Genomic DNA, 23,821 nt, shown 5'->3' on the forward strand with positions numbered 1-23,821 from the left:
ACTGTCCTTGGTTATGACGATGCGAACACGGTTATTGTACAAAAAGTAGTGACGATCGATCCAGGTGTAGCACCAACGCTTACAACAGATGAATTCGTTATCGATACAACTAGATTTGTCACAGGTAAGTTTACAGGCGGCGTGAAATACGTTGGTCTTAAAGTAGGCGACACTGTATATGACAGAGTTCCAGTGAGCTCAGACGGAACGTATCAATACTATGCCAAAGATAAAATTAAAGACACCACAACAGCCGTAACGGTTCTTGGCTATGATGCCACAAATACAGTAACAATACAAACAGTTGTAACCGTTAAATAGATTTCAGGTAAACACAAAGTATTCCACCTTTTTAATAAATGATAGTGAGTCATATAAGACGGAGGCGAGCATGACTTATTTGCCTAAATAGAAAAAATACGTATCGAAAATCTAATTTTAGATTTTCGATACGTATTTTCTATTTAGAGAACCTTTTATCTCAAACTAGTTCTTTCGCTCATTTTATTACTCCGTTTTACTTGCAACTTTTTTCTTCATTCTGGCTTTGTCGCGTTCTAATATCGGTTTCAGGTATTTGCCTGTATAGGATTTAGTGACTTTTGCGACTTGCTCTGGCGTTCCTTTTGCAATGATTTGCCCGCCACCATCGCCGCCTTCAGGGCCTAGATCAATGATGTGATCAGCCTGTTTGATGACATCTAGGTTATGCTCAATAACGAGAACCGTATCTCCATTATCATCTACGAGTCGCTGTAGTACTTTCAGTAGCCTCGCAATATCGTCTGCATGTAAACCAGTTGTCGGCTCATCCAAAATATAGAACGACTTACCGTTACTCCGTTTGTGTAGTTCAGATGCGAGCTTCACGCGTTGGGCTTCTCCACCTGATAAAGTCGTCGCTGGCTGACCTAAACGAATATAGCCTAACCCAACATCTACAATAGTCTGGAGTTTCCGGCTAATCCGAGGAAGGTTTTTGAAAAACTCTAAGCCTTCTTCCACGGTCATATTTAATACTTCTGCGATGTTTTTCCCTTTGAAGCGAATATCTAATGTTTCACTGTTATATCGTTTACCATGGCAAATTTCACATGGTACATAGACGTCTGGCAGGAAATGCATCTCGATCTTGATAATTCCATCGCCCTTACAAGCCTCACAACGTCCGCCCTTCACGTTGAAGCTAAAGCGACCTTTTTTATAGCCACGAATTTTTGCTTCGTTTGTGGAGGCAAAAAGATCGCGAATATCATCAAAAACACCAGTATATGTGGCTGGATTGGAACGTGGTGTGCGCCCAATTGGAGATTGATCAATATCGATAATCTTCTCTAGGTTCTCCATACCTTTAATTTCTTTGTGTTCTCCTGGTTTAGCGTGCGCACGGTTAAGGTGTCGAGATAAAGCTTTTCGTAACACTTCATTAACAAGCGAACTCTTCCCAGAACCGGAAACGCCAGTGACACATGTAAACGTACTTAGCGGGATTACGGCGCTAACATTTTTGAGATTATTAGCCTTGGCTCCGATGACTTCTAACTTATTGCCGTTTCCCTTGCGTCGTTCTGTTGGGATAGGAATAAACTTCTTACCGGATAGGTAGTCCCCTGTTATCGAGTTCTTATTGTTGCGGACTTCTTCTGGCGTTCCAGCTGCAACGACTTGGCCTCCATGTTCGCCTGCACCGGGACCAATATCAATTAAATAATCCGCTGCCAGCATCGTGTCCTCATCATGCTCGACAACAATGAGTGTGTTTCCGATATCTCGCATACTTTGAAGGGTATGAACAAGACGATCATTATCCCGCTGATGTAAACCAATCGATGGCTCATCCAGTATATAAAGGACTCCTGTTAAACGAGAACCGATTTGGGTTGCTAGTCGAATCCGCTGAGCTTCCCCACCTGATAGCGTTCCAGCGGCGCGACTAAGTGTTAAATAGTCCAGTCCGACATTCTTTAGGAAACCTAACCTTTGCCTCACCTCTTTTAAAATTGGTTTCGCAATTTGGGTTTCCTTTTCTGATAAAGTAACCTCATCGAAAAACGCCAGTGCCTCGATAATCGAAAAATTACTTACTTCGCCAAGATGCGTCTTATTGATCTTAACCGCAAGCGCCTCTTCTTTCAGACGGTATCCTTTACACGATGGGCATGGCAAATCAGTCATGTACTGCGCCATCTGTTCTCTCGTGAAATCAGAGCTTGTTTCGCGATAACGGCGTTCCACATTCGGAATGATACCTTCAAATGGAATATTAGTTTCGCGAGTCATGCCAAAATCATTTTTATATTCAAAATAGAATTCCTTACCGCTCGAGCCGTTTAAAATAATGCTTAAATGTTCTTCTGGCAAGTCTTCTAGCGGTGTATCCATATCAATGTTAAATTCTGTACAAGCCGCTGCTAGCATTTTGGGATAGTATTGGGAACTGATCGGTTTCCAAGGTATGATAGCTCCTTCATTTAGCGAGAGACTCATATCAGGAATAACTGTATCGATATCTACTTCTAGTTTTGTCCCAAGTCCATCACATGTTGGACAAGCACCAAATGGGCTGTTGAACGAGAACATTCTTGGTTCTAGCTCGCCTACTGAAAAGCCGCAATATGGACAGGCGTAGTGTTCGCTAAATAAGAGTTCTTTATCACCGATAACATCCACGACGGCATATCCATCTGCCAGCCTTAATGCTGACTCAATCGAATCGAAAAGACGGGAAGTAACACCTTCTTTTACAACGATGCGGTCGATGACGATATCGATAGAATGCTTTTTATTTTTTTCAAGTTCGATTTCGTCGCCGATATCATACATTTCACCGTCAATACGAACGCGGACATAGCCTTCTTTTTTTATACCTTCTAGTGTCTTTTTATGAGCACCTTTTTTGCCTGAGATGATTGGCGCTAAGATTTGAATGCGTGTCTTGTCTGGTAATTCCAACACGCGATCCACCATCTGTTCAATCGTCTGTGAGGTAATCTCAATGCCATGATTCGGACAGATTGGATGGCCTACACGTGCGTACATTAAGCGTAAGTAATCATGGATTTCGGTGACAGTACCAACCGTAGAACGCGGATTTCGACTCGTTGTTTTTTGGTCAATCGAAATCGCTGGGGATAAACCTTCTATTAAGTCAACATCTGGCTTATCCATCTGACCTAAAAATTGGCGCGCATAGGAAGATAAGGATTCCACATAACGACGCTGACCTTCGGCGTATATCGTATCAAAAGCAAGCGAGGATTTTCCCGAACCAGATAAACCAGTCATAACAACCAGTTTATCACGCGGTATTTCGACATTAATATTTTTTAAATTGTTAGCTCTAGCGCCTTGTATCACAATTTTATCTTTTTCCAACTACAATCATCCTTCCGCTTTTAACTCGAGTAATGTATCGCGAAGTTGTGCCGCACGTTCAAAATCGAGTGCTTTTGCTGCATCTTTCATCTCGTGTTCCAACTCTTCAATGAAGGCAAGCCGTTCTTTCTTATTCATCTTGCTAAGATCTTTCAGATGCTCGGCTTCTCTTTCCTCAGCAGCCGTAGTCGCAGCAATGACGCCACGCACGTCTTTTATAATTGTTTGCGGTGTAATGCCATGTTCGATATTATATGCCTCTTGAATTTCCCGGCGACGCGACGTTTCACTGATTGCGAATTTCATAGAGTCGGTCATTTTATCAGCGTACATAATGACTCTACCATTTTGGTTACGCGCAGCTCGGCCAATTGTCTGTACCAAGGAACGTTCCGAACGTAGGAATCCTTCTTTATCAGCATCCAAAATGGCCACAAGTGAAACTTCTGGAATATCGATTCCTTCACGCAACAAGTTGATCCCTACAAGGACATCGTATACACCTAGGCGCAAATCGCGAATAATCTCAATTCGCTCTAATGTTTTTATTTCGGAATGTAAATACTGGACTTTAATTCCGGTCTCTTTCAGATAATCCGTTAAGTCCTCCGACATTTTCTTCGTCAGTGTCGTAATTAAAACGCGCTCATTCTTCTTAATGCGATCATTAATTTCATCGATTAAATCATCAATTTGGCCTTCAATTGGACGAATATCAATAATTGGATCCAGTAGCCCCGTGGGACGAATGATCTGTTGGATAACATCTGGATTACGCTCTAATTCATATGGTCCTGGCGTAGCTGAAATGTACATAATCTGGTTCACATGTTTCTCGAATTCTTCCAATCGTAACGGACGATTATCTAGTGCGGATGGCAAACGGAAACCATGATCTACCAGCATTTGTTTACGCGCTTGGTCTCCGTTGTACATTCCACGAATTTGCGGCATCGTTACATGTGACTCATCGATGACAATTTGGAAATCATCTGGGAAAAAGTCCAGCAACGTATATGGTGTAGAGCCTGCTTCTCGCAAAGATAAATGGCGTGAATAATTCTCTACTCCAGAGCAGTAACCCATCTCTTCCATCATCTCAATATCATAATTCGTACGTTGTTCAAGACGTTGTGCTTCTAGTAATTTATTATCAGCACGCAACACTTTCAAGCGAGCTTCCAATTCTGCCTTGATATTCACAATCGCCTTCTGCATAATATCTGGTCGCGTCACAAAGTGGGAAGCTGGGAAAATGGAAACATGGTCGCGTTCCCCAATGATTTCACCTGTTAACGCGTCTACTTCCCGGATCCGTTCAATCTCATCTCCGAAAAATTCAACTCGCATACAGTGCTCATCACGAGATGCCGGAAAAATTTCAACAACGTCCCCGCGAACCCGAAAACGACCGCGTTGAAAATCAATATCGTTGCGATCATACTGTATTTCTACTAAATCACGCAATAATTGATCGCGACTAATCTCCATTCCTGGTCGTAGTGAAACCAGCATTGCACCGTATTCCTCTGGCGAACCCAAGCCATAAATACAAGACACACTGGCAATAATAATCACATCACGGCGTTCAAATAAAGATGCCGTTGCCGAATGTCGTAATTTATCAATTTCATCGTTGACACTGGAATCCTTCTCAATAAATGTATCTGTCTGTGGTACGTAGGCTTCCGGTTGATAGTAATCATAGTAACTCACAAAATATTCCACTGCATTATCTGGAAAAAATTCTTTAAACTCACTATATAATTGCCCTGCTAACGTCTTATTATGTGCAATGACAAGCGTAGGCTTATTCACTTCTTGAATCACATTAGAAACCGTAAAAGTCTTCCCTGTTCCCGTTGCACCAAGCAAGGTTTGATGCTTAATACCACTATTTAAACCAGCCACTAATTTCTCAATGGCTTTGGGCTGATCGCCTTGTGGTGTGTACTTCGAAACTAGTTGAAATGTATCCTTCACCTTTTCCCCTCCTTTAGCAAAACGAAAGCGAGCCTAGGCAAATCCCAGACTCATTACTTACACTTATTCTACCATAATTGTTCGAAAACCACCAGTAAAAAGCGAAAATACGTTCGTATTTATATCACGAATATATCTTCGCTTTCTTTACTACCATTCCTTGTCTGCTTGACGCAATCTAGCAAGCATATGTGTCGCTAAAAAGAACCCAATTGTCATCGAAATGGCGTCAATGAATATAAGCCACCATGTGTTTGTAAAGCCTAAGCGAGCAGAGACGGCGATTAAGATGACGGTCAGTCCTAACCCAACAAAGCGGTGGTATGTTATTCGAGACAAAATAATGACCAACAACCCAGGAAAAATAAACGCCGAAATTAGCTGATCCCACATAGGCTTCGCACTCCCTTTTAATTATCTTCTTTTAGAACGCGTGCTTTGATTTCAGTTGTTAATGCTGGTAAGTCAGTTTTTTCAATCCCTTTTTCAGCGAGAAGATCTGGTAGGATTTCGCGGAGGAAATACTGAACGCAATTCATTTCACGGAATTGGTAGATCGTTTCTAAAGCCTCACTATATATTTTAGTGAACGTTGGCTCTGGATTGCCTTTTTGAATTTCGCCGAATGATTCGTACAGCAAATCAACTTTATCTGCTACAGCGAGAATGCGACCTTCTAACGTGTCATCTTTCCCCTCTTTCAGCAGGACATGATAAATTGCTTGGAATTCCGTTGGGATTTCGTTATCAATAAAATTTCGTGTCATCGTTTCTTCGACCTCGGATAACATTTCGCGAAGCTCGGATGTCGCATATTTAACCGGCGTTTTGATATCCCCGATGAACAGTTCTGGGTAATCATGATTCAGTGCTTTTTCGTATAGAGCACGCCAATTAACCGCTTGTCCCGCCTGTTCTTCTACATTGCCTAAGAACTGTGCTACTTGTGTCACTTTGAAGGAATGTTCGGCGACGGAGTGCTCTTGGTATTTGAACTTTCCTGGACAGCGATAAATATTCTCTAAATCTGATAAACTGCGAAAATATTGATGAATTCCCATTTTATTTCACTCCTCATTGTTCTTCTTGTTTTTTGTTATCCGGATGCGTATTTTCTACTTCTCTCATGATCAACGCGGAGCTAAAGCCAAGCAATGCAATAATAGCCGCGGAATATTGTCTGAAATTGTCTGCTGCAAAAATATAAATAAGCCCCATAAAAATAAGTGTTGTCAAAATACCCCAGGTAAATAGTTTATGTCCACGTGCCGCGCCTACTTTCATCACTGAGTAAATGCCGACATAACAAACGGCTTGGATCAGGATAAACTGGACAATGGAGATAATAATGACGGAAGTTAAATCATCGTTGAACATGATAGCCATGACAGAGACGGCGAGTAGGGCGATAATACCCAAAATAACGATTACTTTTTTGCTACTTGATAATTGTTTCATGTTCTTCCCCCAAATGGCGTTCTTTTTTAACTAGTATAACGAGGATGGCGATTGATAGCAACCTAAAACACTTGATAAGCCTTGATGGAATGCGCTTTATCCTCACACAATAAAAACAAGAAGCGCGACCGGCTTCTTGTTTTTATCGGGCTATTTTATCGCTTTTTCTTCTTTACTTCGGAACAAAATGGAAAGTCCGAGGATCGTGACAATAATGGTAGCTCCCATATCCGCCATGATAGCCATCCAGAGAGTTAGGTAGCCCATTACTGCTAGCAATAACGCTATAATTTTGAGGCCTAATGCGAAAGCGATGTTAAATCCAACGACAGTTCGAACTCTTTTGGCAATTTTCACCGTAATTGGTAATTTGCCAAGATGATCTTGCATCAAGACAATATCCGCTACCTCAATAGCGCTGTCTGTTCCTTTTCCCATCGCGATGCCAAGATCTGCTGTTGCGAGAGCCGGGGAATCGTTTATACCATCGCCAACCATTGCGATACTCCCATTTTGATCGTGCAGTTGTTGAATTTTAGTAAGTTTATCTTCGGGCAGTAGACCAGCATAGTAACTATCGATTCCGATTTCTTTCGCTACTTTCTCGGCTGTTTTTTCATGATCTCCGGTCAGCATGATAATGTTTGTCATACCTTCTTCATGCAACTGGCTTACAAGTTGTTTACTTTCTTTGCGCAAGGCGTCTCGAATTCCAAAAATCCCTAAAACCGCTGTTTCAGAGGCTGTAACGACAACCGTGTAGCCTTCATTTTTCAACTTGTCCACGTCTTGCTTCGATTGCGCTGTCCAGCTTGCGTCCGGAATTTGTTGTTCATTTCCTAAGAAATACTGCTTCCCTTCAAAAGTTCCACGCAACCCTTTTCCGCCGATTGTAGTTAAATCCATCATTTCAGGGAATGTAGTTTGGTGCTTCGTCACATAAACCATTATAGCGGCTGCAATTGGATGTCCAGAGCTTTGTTCCATCATTCCTGAAATTTGGAAGAAGTTTGCATCATCATAGACAACTTCTCTTGCTACGACTGGTTTCCCCTCAGTCAAAGTTCCTGTTTTGTCAAAAGCGATCTGTTTTGTTTTTGCCAATTGTTCTAGGAAAACGCCACCTTTAATCAAGACACCGTTCTTAGCACTACGCGTAATTCCAGATACGATAGCGACCGGCGAAGAAAGAATAAGCGCGCATGGACAACCGATAATCAATACGGCCAGTCCTTCGTATACCCAATAGCTCCACACACCATTGAAGAAAAGCGGCGGTACAACCGTTACAAGTACGGCGAATAGCATAATGATGGGCGTATAGTATTTCGCAAATTTATCAATGAAAAGTTCCGTTGGCGTTTTCGTTTCTTGCGCTTCTTCTACAAGATGCAAAATTTTCGCTAAAGACGAATCTGCATAAATCGCTGTAATTTGCGCTTTTAATGTTCCTTCGTTATTGACTGATCCGCCGAATAAGGCATCACCGATCTGCTTTTCTACCGGCATTGATTCACCCGTAATTGCCGCTTCGTTCACCGAACTTTTCCCTTCGACAATCATTGCGTCAGATGGCACTTTATCACCCGCTTTAATGAGGACGATATCGCCAATTTGTAATTCATTAATTGGCACTTCGACAGCAACGCCATCTTTTAAAATGTTCGCGGTTTTTGGCACGACTTTCAATAGCGCAGCCATCGATTTGCGTGCTTGGCGCATCCCGAATCCTTCTAAATACTCATTTATACCGAAGAGAATTGCGACAACCGTTCCTTCGCGCCAGTCTCCGATAGTGAATGCTCCAACGAGTGCGACGGTCATCAATGTATCAATATTAAATTTCAAACGGAATAAATTTTTCAAACCTTTGAAGAAAGTTTGGTATCCACTAAGTGCTGCGGCTACAAAATAAATACTGAATGCGCCCCAAACCGGAATATTTTTTTCCGTCAAAAAAGCAACAAAGAACAGAATTGTCGAAATTGCGATTTGAATAATCAGCTTCCTATCGCCGTGGTCATGATTATGATCGTGATCGTGATCGTGCTCTCCATCTGGTTTCACGACAGACACACCCTCTTGTTGTAGGATTTTCTCCACGTCTGCCATTACCATCTTATCAGAAATCACCATTTTCCCAGAGTTGTAAAGTACCTTGGCATCTTTTCCGTGTTTTAACTTCTGCATTTCCGATTCCATTTCTTGGGCACAGTGCGCGCATGAGAGCCCGCTTAGTTTGAATTCAGCCATTGTTCGTTCCTTCCTTCTGCATTTAATGATGTTCCACGTGCCTGATTGTTTGAGATAACAACTCTAAAACGTGATTATCATCTTGCGTGTAATAGATCGTCGTACCTTCGCGTCTTGATTTGACGAGTCTTAAATTTTTTAAAAAGCGTAACTGATGGGAGACTGTCGTCTGATTGAAGCCCAGCGTCCGTGCAATGTCATTCACCGAATACTCCTGGTCCTGCACCAAATTCAATATCTGAACCCGCGTCGGATCTGCCAATGCTTTAAAAATTTGTGTTACACCAAAAAGCGTTTCTTCGCCTAATAATTGTTTGCTTTGTTCCATCACCTATCACTCCAATTCTAGTATATGCCCACATATACATATAATAATCCAAACAAGGAACTTAGCAAGGTTTAACTAGGATGATTTTCAATATATGTTTATATACACATATATTAATACATGTTGGTCAAAATTGCAAGCATTTCCTACTTTTTCAGCTATTATGTACAAAATAAGCTTATTTATGTAAAAAAAGAGCTCAATTGGCAAAATCATGATATAATTTACACAAAGGAGTGATAGCATGCCAGATTTAAGCGGACGATTGACAGTTTTAAGGGAGAAACAAGGCTGGTCGAAAGCCGAAACAGCAAGACGGCTCGGACTAAAGGCCCCTTCTACATATGGTAATTGGGAGTACGGTATCAGGGAGCCAGATTTGGATACGGTTCGCCATATTGCAACATTATTCGATGTTTCTGTAGATTATTTAATTGGCCAAAATAGCGAACCTTCGTATAAACCAGTCACCACAAAAGAGAAGAACGATATTGCCAAACGGATCGAAAAGATAATCGAGGACTTACGCTACGAAGAACATCAACATTTAAACGGGGAATATCTGCAAGAAGAAACAAGCGAGTTTTTGATGGATTCGCTCGAATTCACATTAAAACAAGCTCGGAAATTAAATAGTTAACGGATAAAGGACTCTATCACAATATGCGGTAGAGTCCTTTTAACTAGGTATCAATGATTCAATTCTTCAATTTCGCCACTCTTCAAGTACACAATCCATTCACAAACGTTAGTCACATAGTCACCAATTCGCTCTAGGTATTGGGCAACAAGGAGCAGATACGAAATTTCCTCTAGATGATCGGGATCCTCTTGCATAAAATGAATACATTTCGTATAAATGACACGTTGGAGTTTATCAACCTCATTGTCACGTGTCGCAATTTCACGGGCAGCTTCTTCATCTTCCGCCAAATATGCTTTTAACACATCATGCACCATGATTTTAACGATGTCTCCCATCTCTTGGATCTCCGGAATCGGCTTCACAACTTTGCTACGGCCAACTAAAATCGTTGTTTTCGCAATACTTACTGCATGATCCCCAATCCGCTCCAAATCTGAGCTCGCTTTTAGAACTGTTACAATTTTGCGAAGGTCTATGCCTACTGGTTGCTGCAGCGCAATTAATTCGAAAGAGCGCTGTTCTAATGCCAACTCCATGTTATTGATGGAACGATCGCTCACGATGACATTCTCCGCTAGCTCCTGATCCCGATTCACAAGTGACTTCACCGCTTTATAAATCGCTTCATTGACTAACATTCCCATCTCAAGTAAATGTTGATGTAGCTCGTTTAGCTGCTCATTAAAAATTTTTCTAACTGGCATATGCTTCGCTCCTTATCCGAATCTTCCTGAAATATAGTCTTGCGTTTTTTGTTCCGCTGGATTGGTAAAAATAGTTGTTGTGTCGGTGAATTCAATAATTTCGCCATTGAGGAAAAATGCTGTCTCATCGGAAATCCGTGATGCTTGTTGCATATTATGCGTGACGATAACGATCGTGTAATCTTTCTTCAGCTCCAAAATGAGATTCTCCATCTTGGCTGTAGAAATTGGGTCAAGCGCGGAAGTCGGCTCATCCATGAGGATAACTTCTGGTTGGACCGCCAAAACGCGAGCGATACAGAGGCGTTGCTGTTGCCCACCAGACATGCCGAGTGCGGACTTGTGTAAACGATCATGCACTTCATCCCAAAGTGCCGCTTGTCTTAAGCTACGTTCAACGATTTCATCTAGTTTTTTCTTATTTTTGACGCCATGTGTTCTTGGTCCATAAGCCACATTGTCATAGATCGAAAATGGAAACGGGTTCGGTTGTTGGAAAACCATCCCGACTTTTTTGCGCAAATTGACTGTGTCGATTTTGGAGCTTTGAATGTTTTCGTTGGCAACTTTGATCTCGCCTTTGATTGTGACGTTTGGAATCAAGTCGTTCATTCGATTCAATGTACGGAGAAAAGTTGATTTCCCACATCCAGATGGTCCTATAAGCGCCGTCACACGATTTTTTTTGAAGTTTAGGTTTATCTTATTCAGCGCTTGTTTTTGACCGTAGAACAGGTCTACGTCTCTCGTTTCGATGACGAATTCCGTGTCAGTTATTGTTGACATTGGGGTGGCTCCTTTCCTTGAAGAAAAATATTTTGAAGAAGGTGAGCGGGCTGTTTACGCTTTTCATGTGATCCAGCTTCAACAGCCAGCCTCTCGGAATTTTCGTGGCCTCCGCAAAAACCAAGAACGGGTTTTCACTGCGCCCTCTAACAAATTCTGTCGAGACTAAGCGGGCTGTTTACGCTTTTCATTATCCAAAATTGCCCGAAATATAATCCTGCGTCTGCTTGTTCGATGGATTCGTAAATAGCGTCGTTGTATCGGTCACTTCGACTACTTTTCCAAGATAGAAAAATGCTGTGTGATCAGATACCCGCGCGGCTTGTTGCATATTGTGCGTCACGATAATAATCGTGTATTTTTTCTTTAGCTCGTGTATCAAATCCTCGATCTTACTCGTTGAAATCGGATCAAGCGCGGAAGCTGGTTCGTCCAACAACAAAACTTCTGGTTGCATCGCAATTGCCCTAGCGATACAGAGGCGCTGTTGCTGCCCACCAGATAAGGATAGGGCGCTTTTGCCTAAATCATCTTTGACTTCATCCCAAAGCGCGGCGCTACGCAGACTTTTTTCCACGCGTTCCGCAAGCTCGGTTTTATTTTTCATACCATGGCGTTTTAAGCTGAAAGCAATGTTTTCAAAAATCGATTTGGTGAACGGATTCGGTTTTTGGAAGACCATCCCGATTTCTTTTCGAACATTATACAGGTCGACTTCTTTGCGGTTAATATTGATACCGTTATACAAGATTTCGCCTTCCATCCGGCAGCCATCGATTTCATCATTCATTCGGTTGAGCGCGCGGAGATAGGTCGATTTCCCACATCCAGATGGACCGATTAAAGCCGTCACTTGGTTTTCATGAAATTCTAAATCGACGCCTTGAATCGCGTGATTGTCGCCATAATAGACGTGCAAATCATTCGTTGCCATTGCGGGCGCGCCTGCTGTTACGATTTCTTTATCTTGATTTATCGCGAAAGACATATTTGTCGTTGCCATCATTTAAAAAACTCCTTTTGTCCGCCAAATCAGGAAGACGTCATCTTTTTGAATACGTATTTTCCTAAAATGCGGGCTAAAATATTGAAAAGTAGTACGGAAAGAATGAGTACGGCGGACGCTCCCGCGGATACAGCTGCGGCATCAGGCATAATTCCTTCCCCATTAATTTTCCAAATGTGTACGGCAAGTGTTTCTGCTGGGCGGAAGATGTTGAGCGGCGACGTCGGGTTCATTGGATTCCAGTCCCCGAAGTTCAATGTCGGTGTACTTTGTCCAGCAGTGTAGATTAAGGCGGCTGCTTCACCAAATACGCGTCCTGCGGCTAAAATAACGCCGGTCACGATTGCTGGTAGCGCGGCTGGGACTAGTACCCGTGTTATGGTCTCCCAGCGCGACAAGCCTAGTGCAAGTCCTGCTTCTCGCTGCGTATTTGGAATAGCATTAAGTGCTTCCTCAATAACGCGAATAAGTAGCGGTAGATTAAAGATGGTCAGTGTCAGCGCCCCGGAAATAACCGAGAAGCTCCACCCCATCTGTAACACGAAAATTAAGAAGCCGAACAAACCAACCACGATGGATGGTAAAGAAGATAGGACTTCAATCGTTGTTCGGATAAAGTCTGTAATCCAATTTTTGCGGGCGTATTCTGCCATATAGATACCGGCTCCGAGTGCGATTGGAACAGATAATATCATCGTGATTAGCAGCATGTAGAAGGAGTTCCAGATTTCTGGACCGATCCCGCCGCCTGCTTTGAACGATTCTGGCGGTGAGGTTAGGAAATGCCAGCTCAGATGAGGCACGCCTCGAACTAAGATATAGCCGAGTAATCCAGCCAAAATAACGACAATGAGTAGTGCAATCAAATAGAAAACGGAGGTCGCGATTTTATCTTTTGTTTTTACATTCATTTGACTTTCCTCCTACGACCGATGAAGCGGATCATAATGATAAAGAATAGTGACATGGCTAGTAGCACCATCGCTAGTGACCAAAGCACGTTATTATCAAGCGTCCCCATGACGGTATTTCCCATTCCCATTGTTAAAATACTTGTTAACGTGGATGCCGGTTCGAATAACGAAGTCGGGATAACCACGGAGTTTCCAATAACCATTTGTACAGCAAGTGCTTCACCAAATGCGCGAGCCATACCGAATACAACGGCTGTCAAAATGCCTGGTCGTGCACTGCGTAAAATTACTTTCCAAATCGTCTGCCACCGCGTTGCACCAAGCGCAAGCGAAGCCTCACGATAATGACGTGGTACCGAATGAATCGCATCCACTGTCAAGCTGGTCACAGTCGGCAAAATCATCACGGTCAAAACCGCGGTCGCCGCTGCAATCCCAAAACCACTTCCTGAAATGTGTTCCCGTATAAATGGAACGACAACACTAAGCCCGATAAATCCGTAAACAACAGACGGAATTCCAACAAGCAACTCCATCACGGGTTGCAACACTTTCTTACCAAATTTCGGCGATATTTCCACCATGAAAATAGCAGCGCCAATCGCAAGCGGTGCGGCGATACAAGCCGCGAGTAAAGTAACACCAAAAGAACCAAGAATCATCGGCAAGGCTCCAACGAGTGGATTTCCGGCCGCGTCTGTTTTCGAAGGATTCCAATCTGTTCCTGTAATAAAATCGACGAATGACACGTTATTGACAAAGAACGTCGCCAACCCTTTCGAGATAACAAAGAAAAGAATGGATGCTGCTGCAATCACCATGATGCTGATGCAGATAAAAGTAATGATTTTCCCTCTTTTTTCAAGACGGGCTTTTTTGGAAGTTTGCGTTAATGCTTTTTCTCTTGCTTCCACTGTCTGGACTCCTTTCCGAGTGCTGAGCACAATTTTTATACCCAACAAACGGGTTTGCGCCCACTTCTATAATTAGAAGTAGACGCCTTCCCCAATATATTTTTTATTTAACTTCTGTAATGTTTCCTTTAGCATCACGTTCCACTTTCATGGAGTGAATGGATTGGTAACCTAATTGTGGTACCAAGTCATTTTGAACATCTTTGCTTGTGATGTAAGCTAGGAATTTTTTCGTAAGTCCTGTTGCCTCACCTTTTGTATACATATGTTCGTAAGCCCAAATTTTCCAATCGTTGGTTGCTACGTTTTCTTCTTTCGGCTCTACGTTATCAATCGAAAGTCCTTGGATCGAATCGTCAATGTAAGAGAAAGCGAGGTAGCTAATTGCACCTGGTGTTTCGCTTACGATTTTACGAACGGTACCTGAGGAATCTTGTTCTTGTGCTTTCACTGGTGTCGCACCATCTAAGCCCCATTTTTCAAAAGTTGCGCGTGTTCCGCTTCCTTCTGCACGGTTGATGATCGTGATTTTCTCATTTTTACCGCCAACATCTTTCCAGTTTGTAATTTTTCCTGTGAAGATGTCGATTAATTGTTGTTTTGAAATATTTTTCACGCCAGCGTCTTTGTTAACAACTGGAGCCATGCCGACTACTGCGACTCTGTGGTCTACTAATTTTGAAGCGTCAACGCCGTCTTTTTCTTCAGCGAAAACATCCGAGTTGCCGATATCTACTGCGCCTTGTTGCACTTGCGTTAGGCCAGTTCCAGATCCGCCACCTTGCACGTTGATTTGTGCTTTAGGATTTTCAGCTGTAAATTGTTTCGAAGCAGCTTCAACAAGAGGTTGCAGTGCCGTCGAGCCCACCGCCGTAATCGAACCAGAAACTTCCTTGCTATCTGCATTTCCGTTTGCTTTATCTGATGATGAACCTGAATTTCCACATCCTGCTATAATCATTGTGAACGCTGCAATAACAGCTACTAGTCCTAAAAATCTCTTCTTCATGAATTGTAAACCACCTTTTTTATCGATTTAACTTACAAACCTACTATACCTCTTAAGAATTAAGGTGATGTGTAGCTAATGTTAAGAGAATGTAAAGATGATGATTCTGTAAATTTATTTAAAGAGAGATGACGAAAAGACCGCTAATTAGGCGATCTCCGGACTCTATTTATGTAAAGAAAAGCGCAAGCCGTTTAAAATCACGACTTGCGCTACTCCTTTATTTAGGAAGTGTCACTGTAAATGTTGTTCCAGAACCTTCCACGCTCTCCACTTGAATCTGCCCCCCGCAACTTTCAACGATATGCTTCACGATAGAAAGTCCGAGCCCAGTTCCACCTGAATGTCTGCTTCGCGCCCGGTCTACCCGATAAAAGCGTTCAAAAATGCGATCGATATCTTTGACGGGTATACCGATACCGTTATCTTTGACTGTGATTGCAATCGTTTCGTTCGCGATATTTTCCGTCACGCCTACCGTGACTTTTCCTTTTTGAGGCGTGTAAACAATCGCGTTTGAAATCAAATTGATCAAGATTTGTTGCAAACGATCGCGTTCCGCTTGCATAACAATCGGCGTTGCTAAATTCGGAGATATGAGTTGGATTTCTTTTGTAGATGCCATCGGACGAACGGTATCCATAGTTGCGACTACCACGTCCTCCACATCCACTTGTTCTAAGTTCATCGAAACGTGTTTCTGCTCAATTCGTGACAGCTCCAAAATATCCATAATTAGGCGATGGAGTCGGTCACTTTCCTCTTTTATGATCGTTAGGAATTTTTTGAGAAGTGCTTCATCATACATGGCGCCGTCTAGTAAAGTTTCCGCGAAGCCTTTAAGCGCAGTAACTGGTGTTTTTAGTTCATGCGACACATTCGCGACGAATTCAGAACGTACATTTTCGAGTCGCCTAATTTCAGTAATATCGTGAAGTAGCAATATAACACCAGTGATATTCCCTGTTTTAGAAAGAACCGGTGAGGCATTCGCATCCAAAATAAGTTCGCGCGGGAAATAAATCGTAATTTCCTCTTGCTGCGGTGTTTTCTGCTCTAAACAGCGATCTACAAGCTGCGTCAAGGCAAAACTTTTAAGGACTTCATAGTATGCTTTGCTTGTAAGTCCCTTCTCGCCAATGATTTGCTCCATCATCGGATTCGTCATCACAATGAGCTTGCGCTGATCGATCAGCATGACACCACTGACTAAATTTTGCACAATGCCGCTGAGCCGTTGTTGATTAAGTTCGATTTCCTGCATCTGCTTTTCCAAACTTTGCGCTAATTGGTTCACACTTACCGAAAGATCCTGCAATTCACCACTCGTTTGGCCTGTAATTCGACTATAATAACGATTGTTCGCCAAATCCATCGACACATCGATAATTTCATTGACCGGTCGCGTAATCCGGCGGGCAATCACCGCACTGATAAAACCGATAACTACGAGTGCCAAACCAAAGATCAAGGATAAGCTCAGCCATAACTGATGAACAGCTTTTTCGACGGACTCCAACGATATTGAAATTCGTAAGACACCGTCCATCGCACCGTTATGCACAATGGGAACCGCCACATATAACATGCTATAGCCAAGCGTAGAACTTTTTCGAGTCGCAATTCCAACCTCTTTTCCCTGACCTAAAACCTCTTGTACTTCTGGTCGATCCTTGTGACTGCCTAAACTATGTGGATCTTCCTTCGTATCCGCAACCACATGCCCATTCCTATCAACTATCGTAATCCGCGCATCAATCTTATCTTCTAAAGGTTTCAAAGTAGCTTGAATCTGATCTGCACTCTGATCCAAATCCACATTTTCTAAATTTGTCGTCGTCAATAGAATTTTCGCGTCATCCTGCAACTGATTTTCCTTCATATGCAAATAAACGCTCCTCATCAGATCCCCCGAAAAGAAGCCAACGACAACCATCACCACAAAAAATAGAATAAAAAAGGACAGTCCTATTTTCAGCCATAGTTTTTTCATGCCTTCATATTCTCCATCTTGTAGCCAAAACCACGAATTGTCTTAATATATTGTGGCTTCTTCGTATCGGTCTCAATTTTATCGCGCAAATGGCTTACATGCACATCTACAATCCGCGTTTCACCAATGTAATCATAATTCCAAACCGCATCCAGCAACTGATCTCGAGAGAAAACCTTGCCACGATGATTTGCCAAATATACCAACAACTCGAATTCCTTTGGCGTTAAATCCAGCAACTCGTCCTGTAAATAAACCTCATAGCTCTCCGTCAAAATCTTCAGATCGCCAACATGAAGCGCCTTCTCTTTCACAGGCTCTGGCGCATCCATTTCAGCAGCTGATTTCCCAGCACTCCGTCGCAAAATCGCCTTAATTCGCGCCACGACTTCACGCGGGCTAAACGGCTTCGTTAAATAATCATCCGCGCCGAGTTCCAGACCAATAATTTTATCCAATTCGTCATCCTTTGCCGTTAGCATCAAGATCGGTGTCTCCACCTTATCCTGGCGCAACTGTTTGCAGACCTCGATCCCATCCATTTCTGGTAGCATTAAATCAAGCACAATCAAATCTGGTTTTTCCGCTAAAGCGAGCTCGTATCCCGTTCGCCCATCCTCTGCTGTCACCACGTCAAAACCAGCCTTTTCAATGTTAAATTGCAGTAAAGTCACAATGGAAGACTCATCATCCACTACTAAAATCTTGGTCAATGCCATTTCCTCCCCATTCATAACGCGCAGCCTTTACAAACTCGCCACAACTTGTTATGTATTCTTCATCTAAAATATAGCACGAATTTACCTTTATCGGGTAGAAAACCTATCAGATTAACACAATCTTAAAAAAACAGGCCCTGAAAAGAAGAGCCCGTTTTCATCATTAAGAGCTCCATTCCGATACTCGTGTATAGGTTCATGCGCGTCTTATTTTCCCTCTACCATAAATAACCCCAGCTCAAATGAATCTTCCTCATGGATCGCCGTTTGAACAATCCGCGGCTCTCCATTATTATCGCGTACCTTCAACTTACAATACGCCCGATTCTCATTCAACGCATCATATAACTCCGCACGATTTGTCACCTTTTTCCCATTCGCCTCCAAAATAACTTCCCCAGCCAAAATTTCCATCCGACTAGCCGGCGTATTCTCACGAGCGCCCAAAATCATGATTCCATCAGATTGCGGCGTATACTTAAAGGCAGCATTCTGTTCCTCACTGCGGTGACGATAAGATATCCAAAACCGTCCAATGATAGCAACGACAAAAGCGGCTAAGCATAAGATGGGCATCACAATGCTTCCAACACCGAAGAGCGCAATTACAATCGCCAAACTCGTCACGCGAAGCGCGATTTTATGCGTCGCCTGCTTCGGTAATTGTGATTGTACCTGTTGCTGAAAACCGATAACGACCGGCAAAATCAGCAGTGAAAATGTCTGATTCCCAATTTGGAAAATCGGCCACCAATCAAAAAATGCTGCAAAACCATGACCAGGAATAAAGCAAACGATTGGCAATAACCATAAACGGCGTAGTTGAAAAGCCCCGATCCATTTTCCGCGTCCGCTTTTTCGTAGCATTGGTGATGCCTGATTAGCACCCGAATACTGGATCAAAAACGCCTCAACAGCGATCAATAGTGCTAAAATAAATACGATAGCAATCATGAAATTATCAATATACAAATCCTTGATCGGCAACATCGTATCTTCAAACGGTGCCAACTGCCAATCAAAATAGTACGCTGCGTAGTAAACCAAACTCGCAATTCCAATTGTATACGCTGTGGAAGTCATTCGAAAAAGGCCTACGAGTAACAATACAATCAGCACCACATTAAAGATCGCAATCCAGCCAATCGTCAACGTAAACCCGGTGAAAATCAGCACGATCGATACTAGCGCGCCAAACATAATCCCCAATCCAAAGAAGCCTTTCAACTCCTGCCACGGGGAATGCACGCGTGTATGAAAAGATTTACGCTCCCATTTTATCCGGTTAAACCCAGCAATAATAACAATCAATACCGAGACGTAAAAAGCTGGCTGTAGCAGCAAACTCCCGATTCCCTTTAATATTTCTAGCACTATGTCCACTTCATTCACCTCTTATAGTATCGGTGACAGCAACCTTGACACCGCTTCTTTCACTTTAATCCAAAAAGATCGCTCGGCGTACAATTCTGCTGTTAGCTGATACGATTTCAAAATATCTTGCAAAAATAGATCTTCCAATTTCTGCGCGATTTTCTTCTCATACATAAACGCATTCACTTCAAAATTCAATCTAAAACTACGGAAATCCATATTTGCCGTCCCAACCGATGCAATTTCACCGTCGACAACCATCGTCTTCGCATGAATAAAACCATTATCGTAGATATAAACTTTGACTCCACTCTCTATCAATTCCCCACAATAACTCGTCGTTGCACGATAAACAAAAGCGTGATCCGGTTTATTTGGAATCATCAAACGAACATCGACACCCGACAGCGAAGCAATTTTTAATGCCTCAAGCAAACTCGCATCCGGAATAATGTATGGCGACTGTAAATAAATAGATTTCTTAGCCGAATTAATCATCTTAACGTAACCATTTTTAATCTGCTGCCATTCCGAATCTGGCCCACTCGCAACAATCTGCATACTAGAGTATCCCTTCCCATGAAAACTCGGAAAATAACGCGTTTGATAATCTAGTTTCTGACTTGCCGACGACGCTGAATTCCAGTCCATAATATAGCGCGTCTGCATCGCAAAAACCGCCTTCCCCCTCACTCGAAGATGCGTATCTCGCCAGTATCCAAAGCTTTTATCGAGCCCCAAATACTCATCTCCCACATTAAAGCCACCAATGTAACCAACCTCACCATCAATAATTGCCAACTTGCGATGATTTCGGTAGTTCAGCCGAAAGTTAATCAACGGTAATTTCGATGGGAAGAACGGCCAAACTTTCACGCCATTATGCTTCAAATCGTTCCAAAAAGCTTTTTTTGTTGTTCGGCAACCCATTGCATCATAAATTACACGGACATCCAATCCCTCTTTCGCCTTCTTAATAAGCGCCGCTTTCAGACGCTTCCCAAGCATATCAGAATGAATAATATAATAAATCAGATGAATATGATCCTTCGCGTCCTCTATATCACGCATCAACGCATCAAATTTTTCATGCCCGTCTGTAAAAATAGTAACTTCATTATCCTGCGTTAAAATTGCGCCATCATTAACAAGTAATAAATAAATCAAATCCCGATGCTTCGCCACATTCCTATCACTAAACGGAAACTCCTGCTGCCTAATCATGCTAATTTGATTGTCCGTCGACTCACGCAACCCAATTCTCTCCTGTCCCCTCCAGTCAAAAATTTTGCGGTGTGAAAGCTTTCGGCCAAATATTAAATATATAATAAAGCCAATAACAGGTATGAAAGTTAAAACAAGCAACCAAGCCCATGTCGCTGATGTGTCTCGCCGTTCCAAAAACACCATCACGGCGGCAAAGAATAGATTGATTAGTAATAAAACAATCAATAAACCCGCAATAATCCCCATATTGCTCCCCCCAATAATAATCCTACCCTTTTATCATATCATAGATTAGCAGTGAAGTATTGCCTTAGACAAGCAAAAACTCGACCAGCCCACCTATGAGCCAATCGAGATTCTAAATTAAATATAAGGTGATGGATCAACCGGAACCCCATTTTTATGAATCTCAAAATGAAGATGCTGACCTGTAGACTGCCCTGTTGAGCCCATCATGCCGATGCCTTGTCCTTGAGAAACGCTTTGTCCTGCAACGACTTGCAAGCTTCCCGCTCTCATATGTCCATACAAGGTTTGATAACCATTCCCATGATCGATTTCAACCACATAACCATAGCCACCATAGCCACTACCTGGAGCACCAAAACCAGAGAAAACAACAGTTCCTCCTGCCGCGGCATAGATTGGCACACTACCACCAGCTGCAATATCCTGTCCCTTATGTGATTCATGTTCTCCAGTCACTGGATTGGTACGATCGCTAAAGCCAGAAGTTAAGATTCCCGCTGCTGGTTTAATAAACATACCCGTAGAAGATCCTGCACTAATCGATGGAATAGAGACAGCTGGTGATTCCTGTTGCGATTCCGTCCTCGTCACTGTTTTTGATCTTGCTTGTGCTGTTGCAGCCTTTGCAGCTTCTTCTTTAGCTGCACGTTCTGCGCTTGCTTTGCGGGCCGCTGCCAATTGTAGTTCAGCTTGGCGACTTTGCTCCGCTTGAATGTTACCCGCAATTGCTTTCTCACTTGCCGAAAGCGTATCTTGCTTTGCTAACAACTCATTTTTTTGTTGTTGCGTTAAATCTTTTTCTGCCGCAATTGCTAAAATAAGCTCATCTTTTTGGCTCTTTTGGCTCTCTAAGTTATTTTTGGAAAGCGCAATTTCGGTAGAAAGTTTTTTCAAGCTCGCTAATTTTGTTTCTGTCTGATTTTGTTTCGAGCTGAGTGCATCTTCGTCTTTTTTCTGATCCGTCATAATGTCTTTATCTGCATTCACGAGTGTCGATACCATTGTCGCCCGATCAATAAAATCACTGAAATTATCCGACGCTAAAATAACGTTCATATACGCTTGACCGTTTCCATTAACTTGTATCGCACGTGCGCGATCTTTCAATAAGTCAAGGCGTTCCTGAATACTTTTTTGCAATACGCTGATTTCATCCTTTAGTTTACCTACCTCAGCATTCGTTGTAGCTACTTCCTGTTGTTGCTTTTGAAGCTTTTTATTTGTTTCCGTGATACTTTTTACTAGGCTTTCTAATTCCGCAGCCGTTGTTTGTTGTTTTCTTTCAAGAACCGAAACTTCGTGGTCCTTTTCATCGATGTGGCTATCTATAGCAGAGCGCTGGTTCTGAATGTCTTGTTGCTGCTTCTGTAATTCATTTAAATCGGCGGCCATCGCATTAATCGGTACTCCACTAAAAAGTCCAACTGCTACAGTCATTGCAATGCCATTTCTGAGTATTTTCTTATATGTCATTCACAGTTTCCTCCTAATTCGAATTCATATATAACTATTTTTTCCAACACCTAGTTAGAAAAAAAGTACCCTTGCAAAACTCGCACAAAGGTACTTTTCTATTTTCAAAAAATCTTTTTATTGTTTGGGATTAAAAATTAGCTACGCGACCAAAACCTACAAGAGATTGTGCCCAGAAGCTACTTGAAAGGCTGTCAATGCTAACGCCATTATTTTGCGCGTTAATCATTTTACCGCCACCGATGTAAATACCAACGTGAGCGATTCCGCTACCATAGCTGAAGAATACTAGGTCACCTGGTTTTGCTTGGCTTGAGCTGATTTTAGTAGATGCTGCATATTGAGCGCCTGAAGTTCTTGGAAGAGAAATTCCTGCTGCACGGAATGCGTAAGAAGTGAATCCAGAACAGTCAAACGAACCTGGTCCAGTAGCTCCTAGAGAATAAGGTTTACCTAGTTGTGCATAAGCTGCTGAAATCATTGCATCATATCCAGAACCGGTTGGTGTTGCAATATTGTTGTTTGAAGAACTGGAAGTATTTTCATTACTTTCAGATTTACTGCTGCTTGAAGATGATGCAGAACTAGAGTCTGAGCTTGTTGAAGCACTTGAGCTAGAGCTTGATGAAGATGCAGTTTCAGTAGCTGCTACTGGTTGAACAGTTGTAGCTTCTTTCGCTGCTGCTGCACGAGCCGCCGCTGCTGCTGCTTCTCTATCACGTTGCGCAATTAAAGTAGATTTCTCTTGTTCTGTTGTTGCTTGTTGTGCTGCTAACTGTGCTACAACAGCTTCTTTCTCAGCTTTTTGAGCTTCGATTTTATTTTGTTGTTCTTCATAGCTTGCGATTGCTTTTTGTTGTTTGGCTTGTTCTTTCTTAACAGAAGCAGATTTTGATTTCAAAGCATCCTCGTCTTTTTGTTGCTCATCAAGGATTGCTTTGTCAGAATCAACAATGGTATTAACCGCAGAAACACGGTCTACTAAATCACCAAAGTTATCTGCACTTAGAACTACGTCAAGATAAACATTCGAGTTTGAATTCACTTGCATAGAACGAGCGCGCTCTTTAAGAACTGCTTCACGTTCCTTAATGCGTGTATTAATTGCCGCGATATCAGCATTTAATTTCTTTAATTGTTCTGCTGATTTGTTAAAACTTGCTTGTAGTTCTTTCGATTTCGCTTGCGCTGAATCTAGCTTAGACACTAAAGATGATAGATCAGCTTGTAAATCAGCTTTCTTAGATTTAAGATCGTTTAGCTTTGCGTCTTTCTGTTGGATATCTGTGTTAACGTCCGCAAATGCATTTGTTGTAAAAACCGGTGATAAACTGATTACAGCTGCCATTGACGCAGCAATTAAAGTATTTTTTTTCAAAAGATTTTACCTCCTAAAAAGCTCCCTAGGCT

21 protein-coding genes are annotated in these 23,821 nt (G+C 42.3%); 2 read left to right on the forward strand and 19 right to left on the reverse strand.

Going from position 1 to position 23,821, the window contains the following annotated elements; genetic code table 11:
* A partial coding sequence (locus HCJ54_RS09110) for an immunoglobulin-like domain-containing protein (RefSeq protein WP_342354458.1) occupies nucleotides 1-321 on the forward strand: 321 nt, incomplete at its 5' end.
* Nucleotides 322-507: 186 nt separating this feature from the next.
* Here the strand turns inward: HCJ54_RS09110 and uvrA are convergent.
* From uvrA to HCJ54_RS09145, 7 genes are all read right to left on the reverse strand, one after another.
* On the reverse strand, nucleotides 508-3,375 hold the full coding sequence (gene uvrA, locus HCJ54_RS09115; protein ID WP_187137430.1) for an excinuclease ABC subunit UvrA: 2,868 nt from the start codon (nucleotides 3,373-3,375) through the stop codon (nucleotides 508-510).
* A 6-nt stretch (nucleotides 3,376-3,381) separates the two neighbouring features.
* Entirely contained in the window at nucleotides 3,382-5,358 is a 1,977-nt protein-coding gene (uvrB, locus tag HCJ54_RS09120; RefSeq protein WP_036065704.1) for an excinuclease ABC subunit UvrB, read from the reverse strand.
* Nucleotides 5,359-5,508: 150 nt separating this feature from the next.
* Nucleotides 5,509-5,751: a CsbA family protein gene (locus tag HCJ54_RS09125; RefSeq protein WP_185410425.1), complete on the reverse strand. Its 243-nt coding sequence runs from the start codon at nucleotides 5,749-5,751 to the stop codon at nucleotides 5,509-5,511.
* Between the two features lie 17 nt (nucleotides 5,752-5,768).
* Complete coding sequence (locus HCJ54_RS09130) at nucleotides 5,769-6,419, reverse strand: HD domain-containing protein (RefSeq protein ID WP_036065703.1); 651 nt, start codon at nucleotides 6,417-6,419, stop codon at nucleotides 5,769-5,771.
* A 13-nt stretch (nucleotides 6,420-6,432) separates the two neighbouring features.
* Entirely contained in the window at nucleotides 6,433-6,816 is a 384-nt protein-coding gene (locus HCJ54_RS09135) for a hypothetical protein (protein WP_185410427.1), read from the reverse strand.
* A gap of 150 nt (nucleotides 6,817-6,966) precedes the next feature.
* A complete protein-coding gene (locus HCJ54_RS09140; RefSeq protein ID WP_187137431.1) occupies nucleotides 6,967-9,069 on the reverse strand; it encodes a heavy metal translocating P-type ATPase in 2,103 nt (700 codons plus the stop codon).
* 22 nt (nucleotides 9,070-9,091) lie between these two features.
* Nucleotides 9,092-9,397, reverse strand: a complete 306-nt coding sequence (locus HCJ54_RS09145; protein WP_036065698.1) for an ArsR/SmtB family transcription factor — start codon at nucleotides 9,395-9,397, stop codon at nucleotides 9,092-9,094.
* 244 nt (nucleotides 9,398-9,641) lie between these two features.
* On the opposite strand from HCJ54_RS09145, the gene HCJ54_RS09150 reads away from it, so the two are divergent.
* On the forward strand, nucleotides 9,642-10,037 hold the full coding sequence (locus HCJ54_RS09150) for a helix-turn-helix domain-containing protein (RefSeq protein WP_036065695.1): 396 nt from the start codon (nucleotides 9,642-9,644) through the stop codon (nucleotides 10,035-10,037).
* Nucleotides 10,038-10,087: 50 nt separating this feature from the next.
* On the opposite strand, the gene phoU is transcribed toward HCJ54_RS09150, so the two are convergent.
* The 12 genes from phoU to HCJ54_RS09210 all read right to left on the reverse strand — a co-directional run bounded on the left by phoU (nucleotide 10,088) and on the right by HCJ54_RS09210 (nucleotide 23,789).
* Nucleotides 10,088-10,747, reverse strand: a complete 660-nt coding sequence (phoU, locus tag HCJ54_RS09155) for a phosphate signaling complex protein PhoU (protein ID WP_036065693.1) — start codon at nucleotides 10,745-10,747, stop codon at nucleotides 10,088-10,090.
* A gap of 12 nt (nucleotides 10,748-10,759) precedes the next feature.
* Nucleotides 10,760-11,533, reverse strand: a complete 774-nt coding sequence (gene pstB, locus HCJ54_RS09160) for a phosphate ABC transporter ATP-binding protein PstB (RefSeq protein ID WP_185525702.1) — start codon at nucleotides 11,531-11,533, stop codon at nucleotides 10,760-10,762.
* A gap of 190 nt (nucleotides 11,534-11,723) precedes the next feature.
* Nucleotides 11,724-12,521, reverse strand: a complete 798-nt coding sequence (gene pstB / locus HCJ54_RS09165) for a phosphate ABC transporter ATP-binding protein PstB (RefSeq protein WP_244966936.1) — start codon at nucleotides 12,519-12,521, stop codon at nucleotides 11,724-11,726.
* A 44-nt stretch (nucleotides 12,522-12,565) separates the two neighbouring features.
* Nucleotides 12,566-13,450, reverse strand: a complete 885-nt coding sequence (gene pstA / locus HCJ54_RS09170; protein ID WP_036089747.1) for a phosphate ABC transporter permease PstA — start codon at nucleotides 13,448-13,450, stop codon at nucleotides 12,566-12,568.
* Complete coding sequence (gene pstC, locus HCJ54_RS09175; protein ID WP_187137432.1) at nucleotides 13,447-14,367, reverse strand: phosphate ABC transporter permease subunit PstC; 921 nt, start codon at nucleotides 14,365-14,367, stop codon at nucleotides 13,447-13,449. The genes pstA and pstC overlap by 4 nt, the downstream gene beginning before the upstream one ends.
* Nucleotides 14,368-14,470: 103 nt before the next feature.
* On the reverse strand, nucleotides 14,471-15,376 hold the full coding sequence (locus tag HCJ54_RS09180; RefSeq protein ID WP_036065689.1) for a phosphate ABC transporter substrate-binding protein: 906 nt from the start codon (nucleotides 15,374-15,376) through the stop codon (nucleotides 14,471-14,473).
* 220 nt (nucleotides 15,377-15,596) lie between these two features.
* Nucleotides 15,597-17,369, reverse strand: a complete 1,773-nt coding sequence (gene pnpS, locus HCJ54_RS09185; RefSeq protein WP_187137433.1) for a two-component system histidine kinase PnpS — start codon at nucleotides 17,367-17,369, stop codon at nucleotides 15,597-15,599.
* The gene (locus tag HCJ54_RS09190) at nucleotides 17,366-18,082 is read right to left on the reverse strand and encodes a response regulator transcription factor (protein WP_185409986.1); all 717 of its coding nucleotides are present in this window, start codon (nucleotides 18,080-18,082) and stop codon (nucleotides 17,366-17,368) included. The genes pnpS and HCJ54_RS09190 overlap by 4 nt, the downstream gene beginning before the upstream one ends.
* A gap of 213 nt (nucleotides 18,083-18,295) precedes the next feature.
* Nucleotides 18,296-19,471 (reverse strand): PDZ domain-containing protein, encoded by a 1,176-nt coding sequence (locus HCJ54_RS09195; protein ID WP_187137434.1) that lies wholly within the window; start codon nucleotides 19,469-19,471, stop codon nucleotides 18,296-18,298.
* 12 nt (nucleotides 19,472-19,483) lie between these two features.
* Complete coding sequence (gene cls, locus HCJ54_RS09200; RefSeq protein ID WP_187137435.1) at nucleotides 19,484-20,935, reverse strand: cardiolipin synthase; 1,452 nt, start codon at nucleotides 20,933-20,935, stop codon at nucleotides 19,484-19,486.
* 117 nt (nucleotides 20,936-21,052) lie between these two features.
* Entirely contained in the window at nucleotides 21,053-22,411 is a 1,359-nt protein-coding gene (locus HCJ54_RS09205) for a murein hydrolase activator EnvC family protein (RefSeq protein WP_187137436.1), read from the reverse strand.
* Nucleotides 22,412-22,541: 130 nt separating this feature from the next.
* Entirely contained in the window at nucleotides 22,542-23,789 is a 1,248-nt protein-coding gene (locus HCJ54_RS09210) for an NlpC/P60 family protein (RefSeq protein WP_187137437.1), read from the reverse strand.
* Nucleotides 23,790-23,821: the final 32 nt, after the last annotated feature.

Origin of the sequence: Listeria grandensis (genome assembly GCF_014322885.1) — a bacterium.
GTDB classification, from domain to species: domain Bacteria; phylum Bacillota; class Bacilli; order Lactobacillales; family Listeriaceae; genus Listeria_A; species Listeria_A grandensis.

What these genes read in the sequence shown, in the direction of transcription:
- pstB (WP_185525702.1), bottom strand. Translation starts at nt 11,533, where the DNA reads ATGTCAACAATAACTGACACGGAATTCGTCATCGAAACGAGAGACGTA.
- HCJ54_RS09145 (WP_036065698.1), bottom strand. Translation starts at nt 9,397, where the DNA reads ATGGAACAAAGCAAACAATTATTAGGCGAAGAAACGCTTTTTGGTGTA.
- pnpS (WP_187137433.1), bottom strand. Translation starts at nt 17,369, where the DNA reads ATGAAAAAACTATGGCTGAAAATAGGACTGTCCTTTTTTATTCTATTT.
- HCJ54_RS09130 (WP_036065703.1), bottom strand. Translation starts at nt 6,419, where the DNA reads ATGGGAATTCATCAATATTTTCGCAGTTTATCAGATTTAGAGAATATT.
- HCJ54_RS09180 (WP_036065689.1), bottom strand. Translation starts at nt 15,376, where the DNA reads ATGAAGAAGAGATTTTTAGGACTAGTAGCTGTTATTGCAGCGTTCACA.
- HCJ54_RS09150 (WP_036065695.1), top strand. Translation starts at nt 9,642, where the DNA reads ATGCCAGATTTAAGCGGACGATTGACAGTTTTAAGGGAGAAACAAGGC.
- pstA (WP_036089747.1), bottom strand. Translation starts at nt 13,450, where the DNA reads ATGAATGTAAAAACAAAAGATAAAATCGCGACCTCCGTTTTCTATTTG.
- cls (WP_187137435.1), bottom strand. Translation starts at nt 20,935, where the DNA reads ATGGGGATTATTGCGGGTTTATTGATTGTTTTATTACTAATCAATCTA.
- HCJ54_RS09140 (WP_187137431.1), bottom strand. Translation starts at nt 9,069, where the DNA reads ATGGCTGAATTCAAACTAAGCGGGCTCTCATGCGCGCACTGTGCCCAA.
- HCJ54_RS09205 (WP_187137436.1), bottom strand. Translation starts at nt 22,411, where the DNA reads ATGACATATAAGAAAATACTCAGAAATGGCATTGCAATGACTGTAGCA.
- HCJ54_RS09135 (WP_185410427.1), bottom strand. Translation starts at nt 6,816, where the DNA reads ATGAAACAATTATCAAGTAGCAAAAAAGTAATCGTTATTTTGGGTATT.
- phoU (WP_036065693.1), bottom strand. Translation starts at nt 10,747, where the DNA reads ATGCCAGTTAGAAAAATTTTTAATGAGCAGCTAAACGAGCTACATCAA.
- HCJ54_RS09125 (WP_185410425.1), bottom strand. Translation starts at nt 5,751, where the DNA reads ATGTGGGATCAGCTAATTTCGGCGTTTATTTTTCCTGGGTTGTTGGTC.
- pstB (WP_244966936.1), bottom strand. Translation starts at nt 12,521, where the DNA reads ATGTCTTTCGCGATAAATCAAGATAAAGAAATCGTAACAGCAGGCGCG.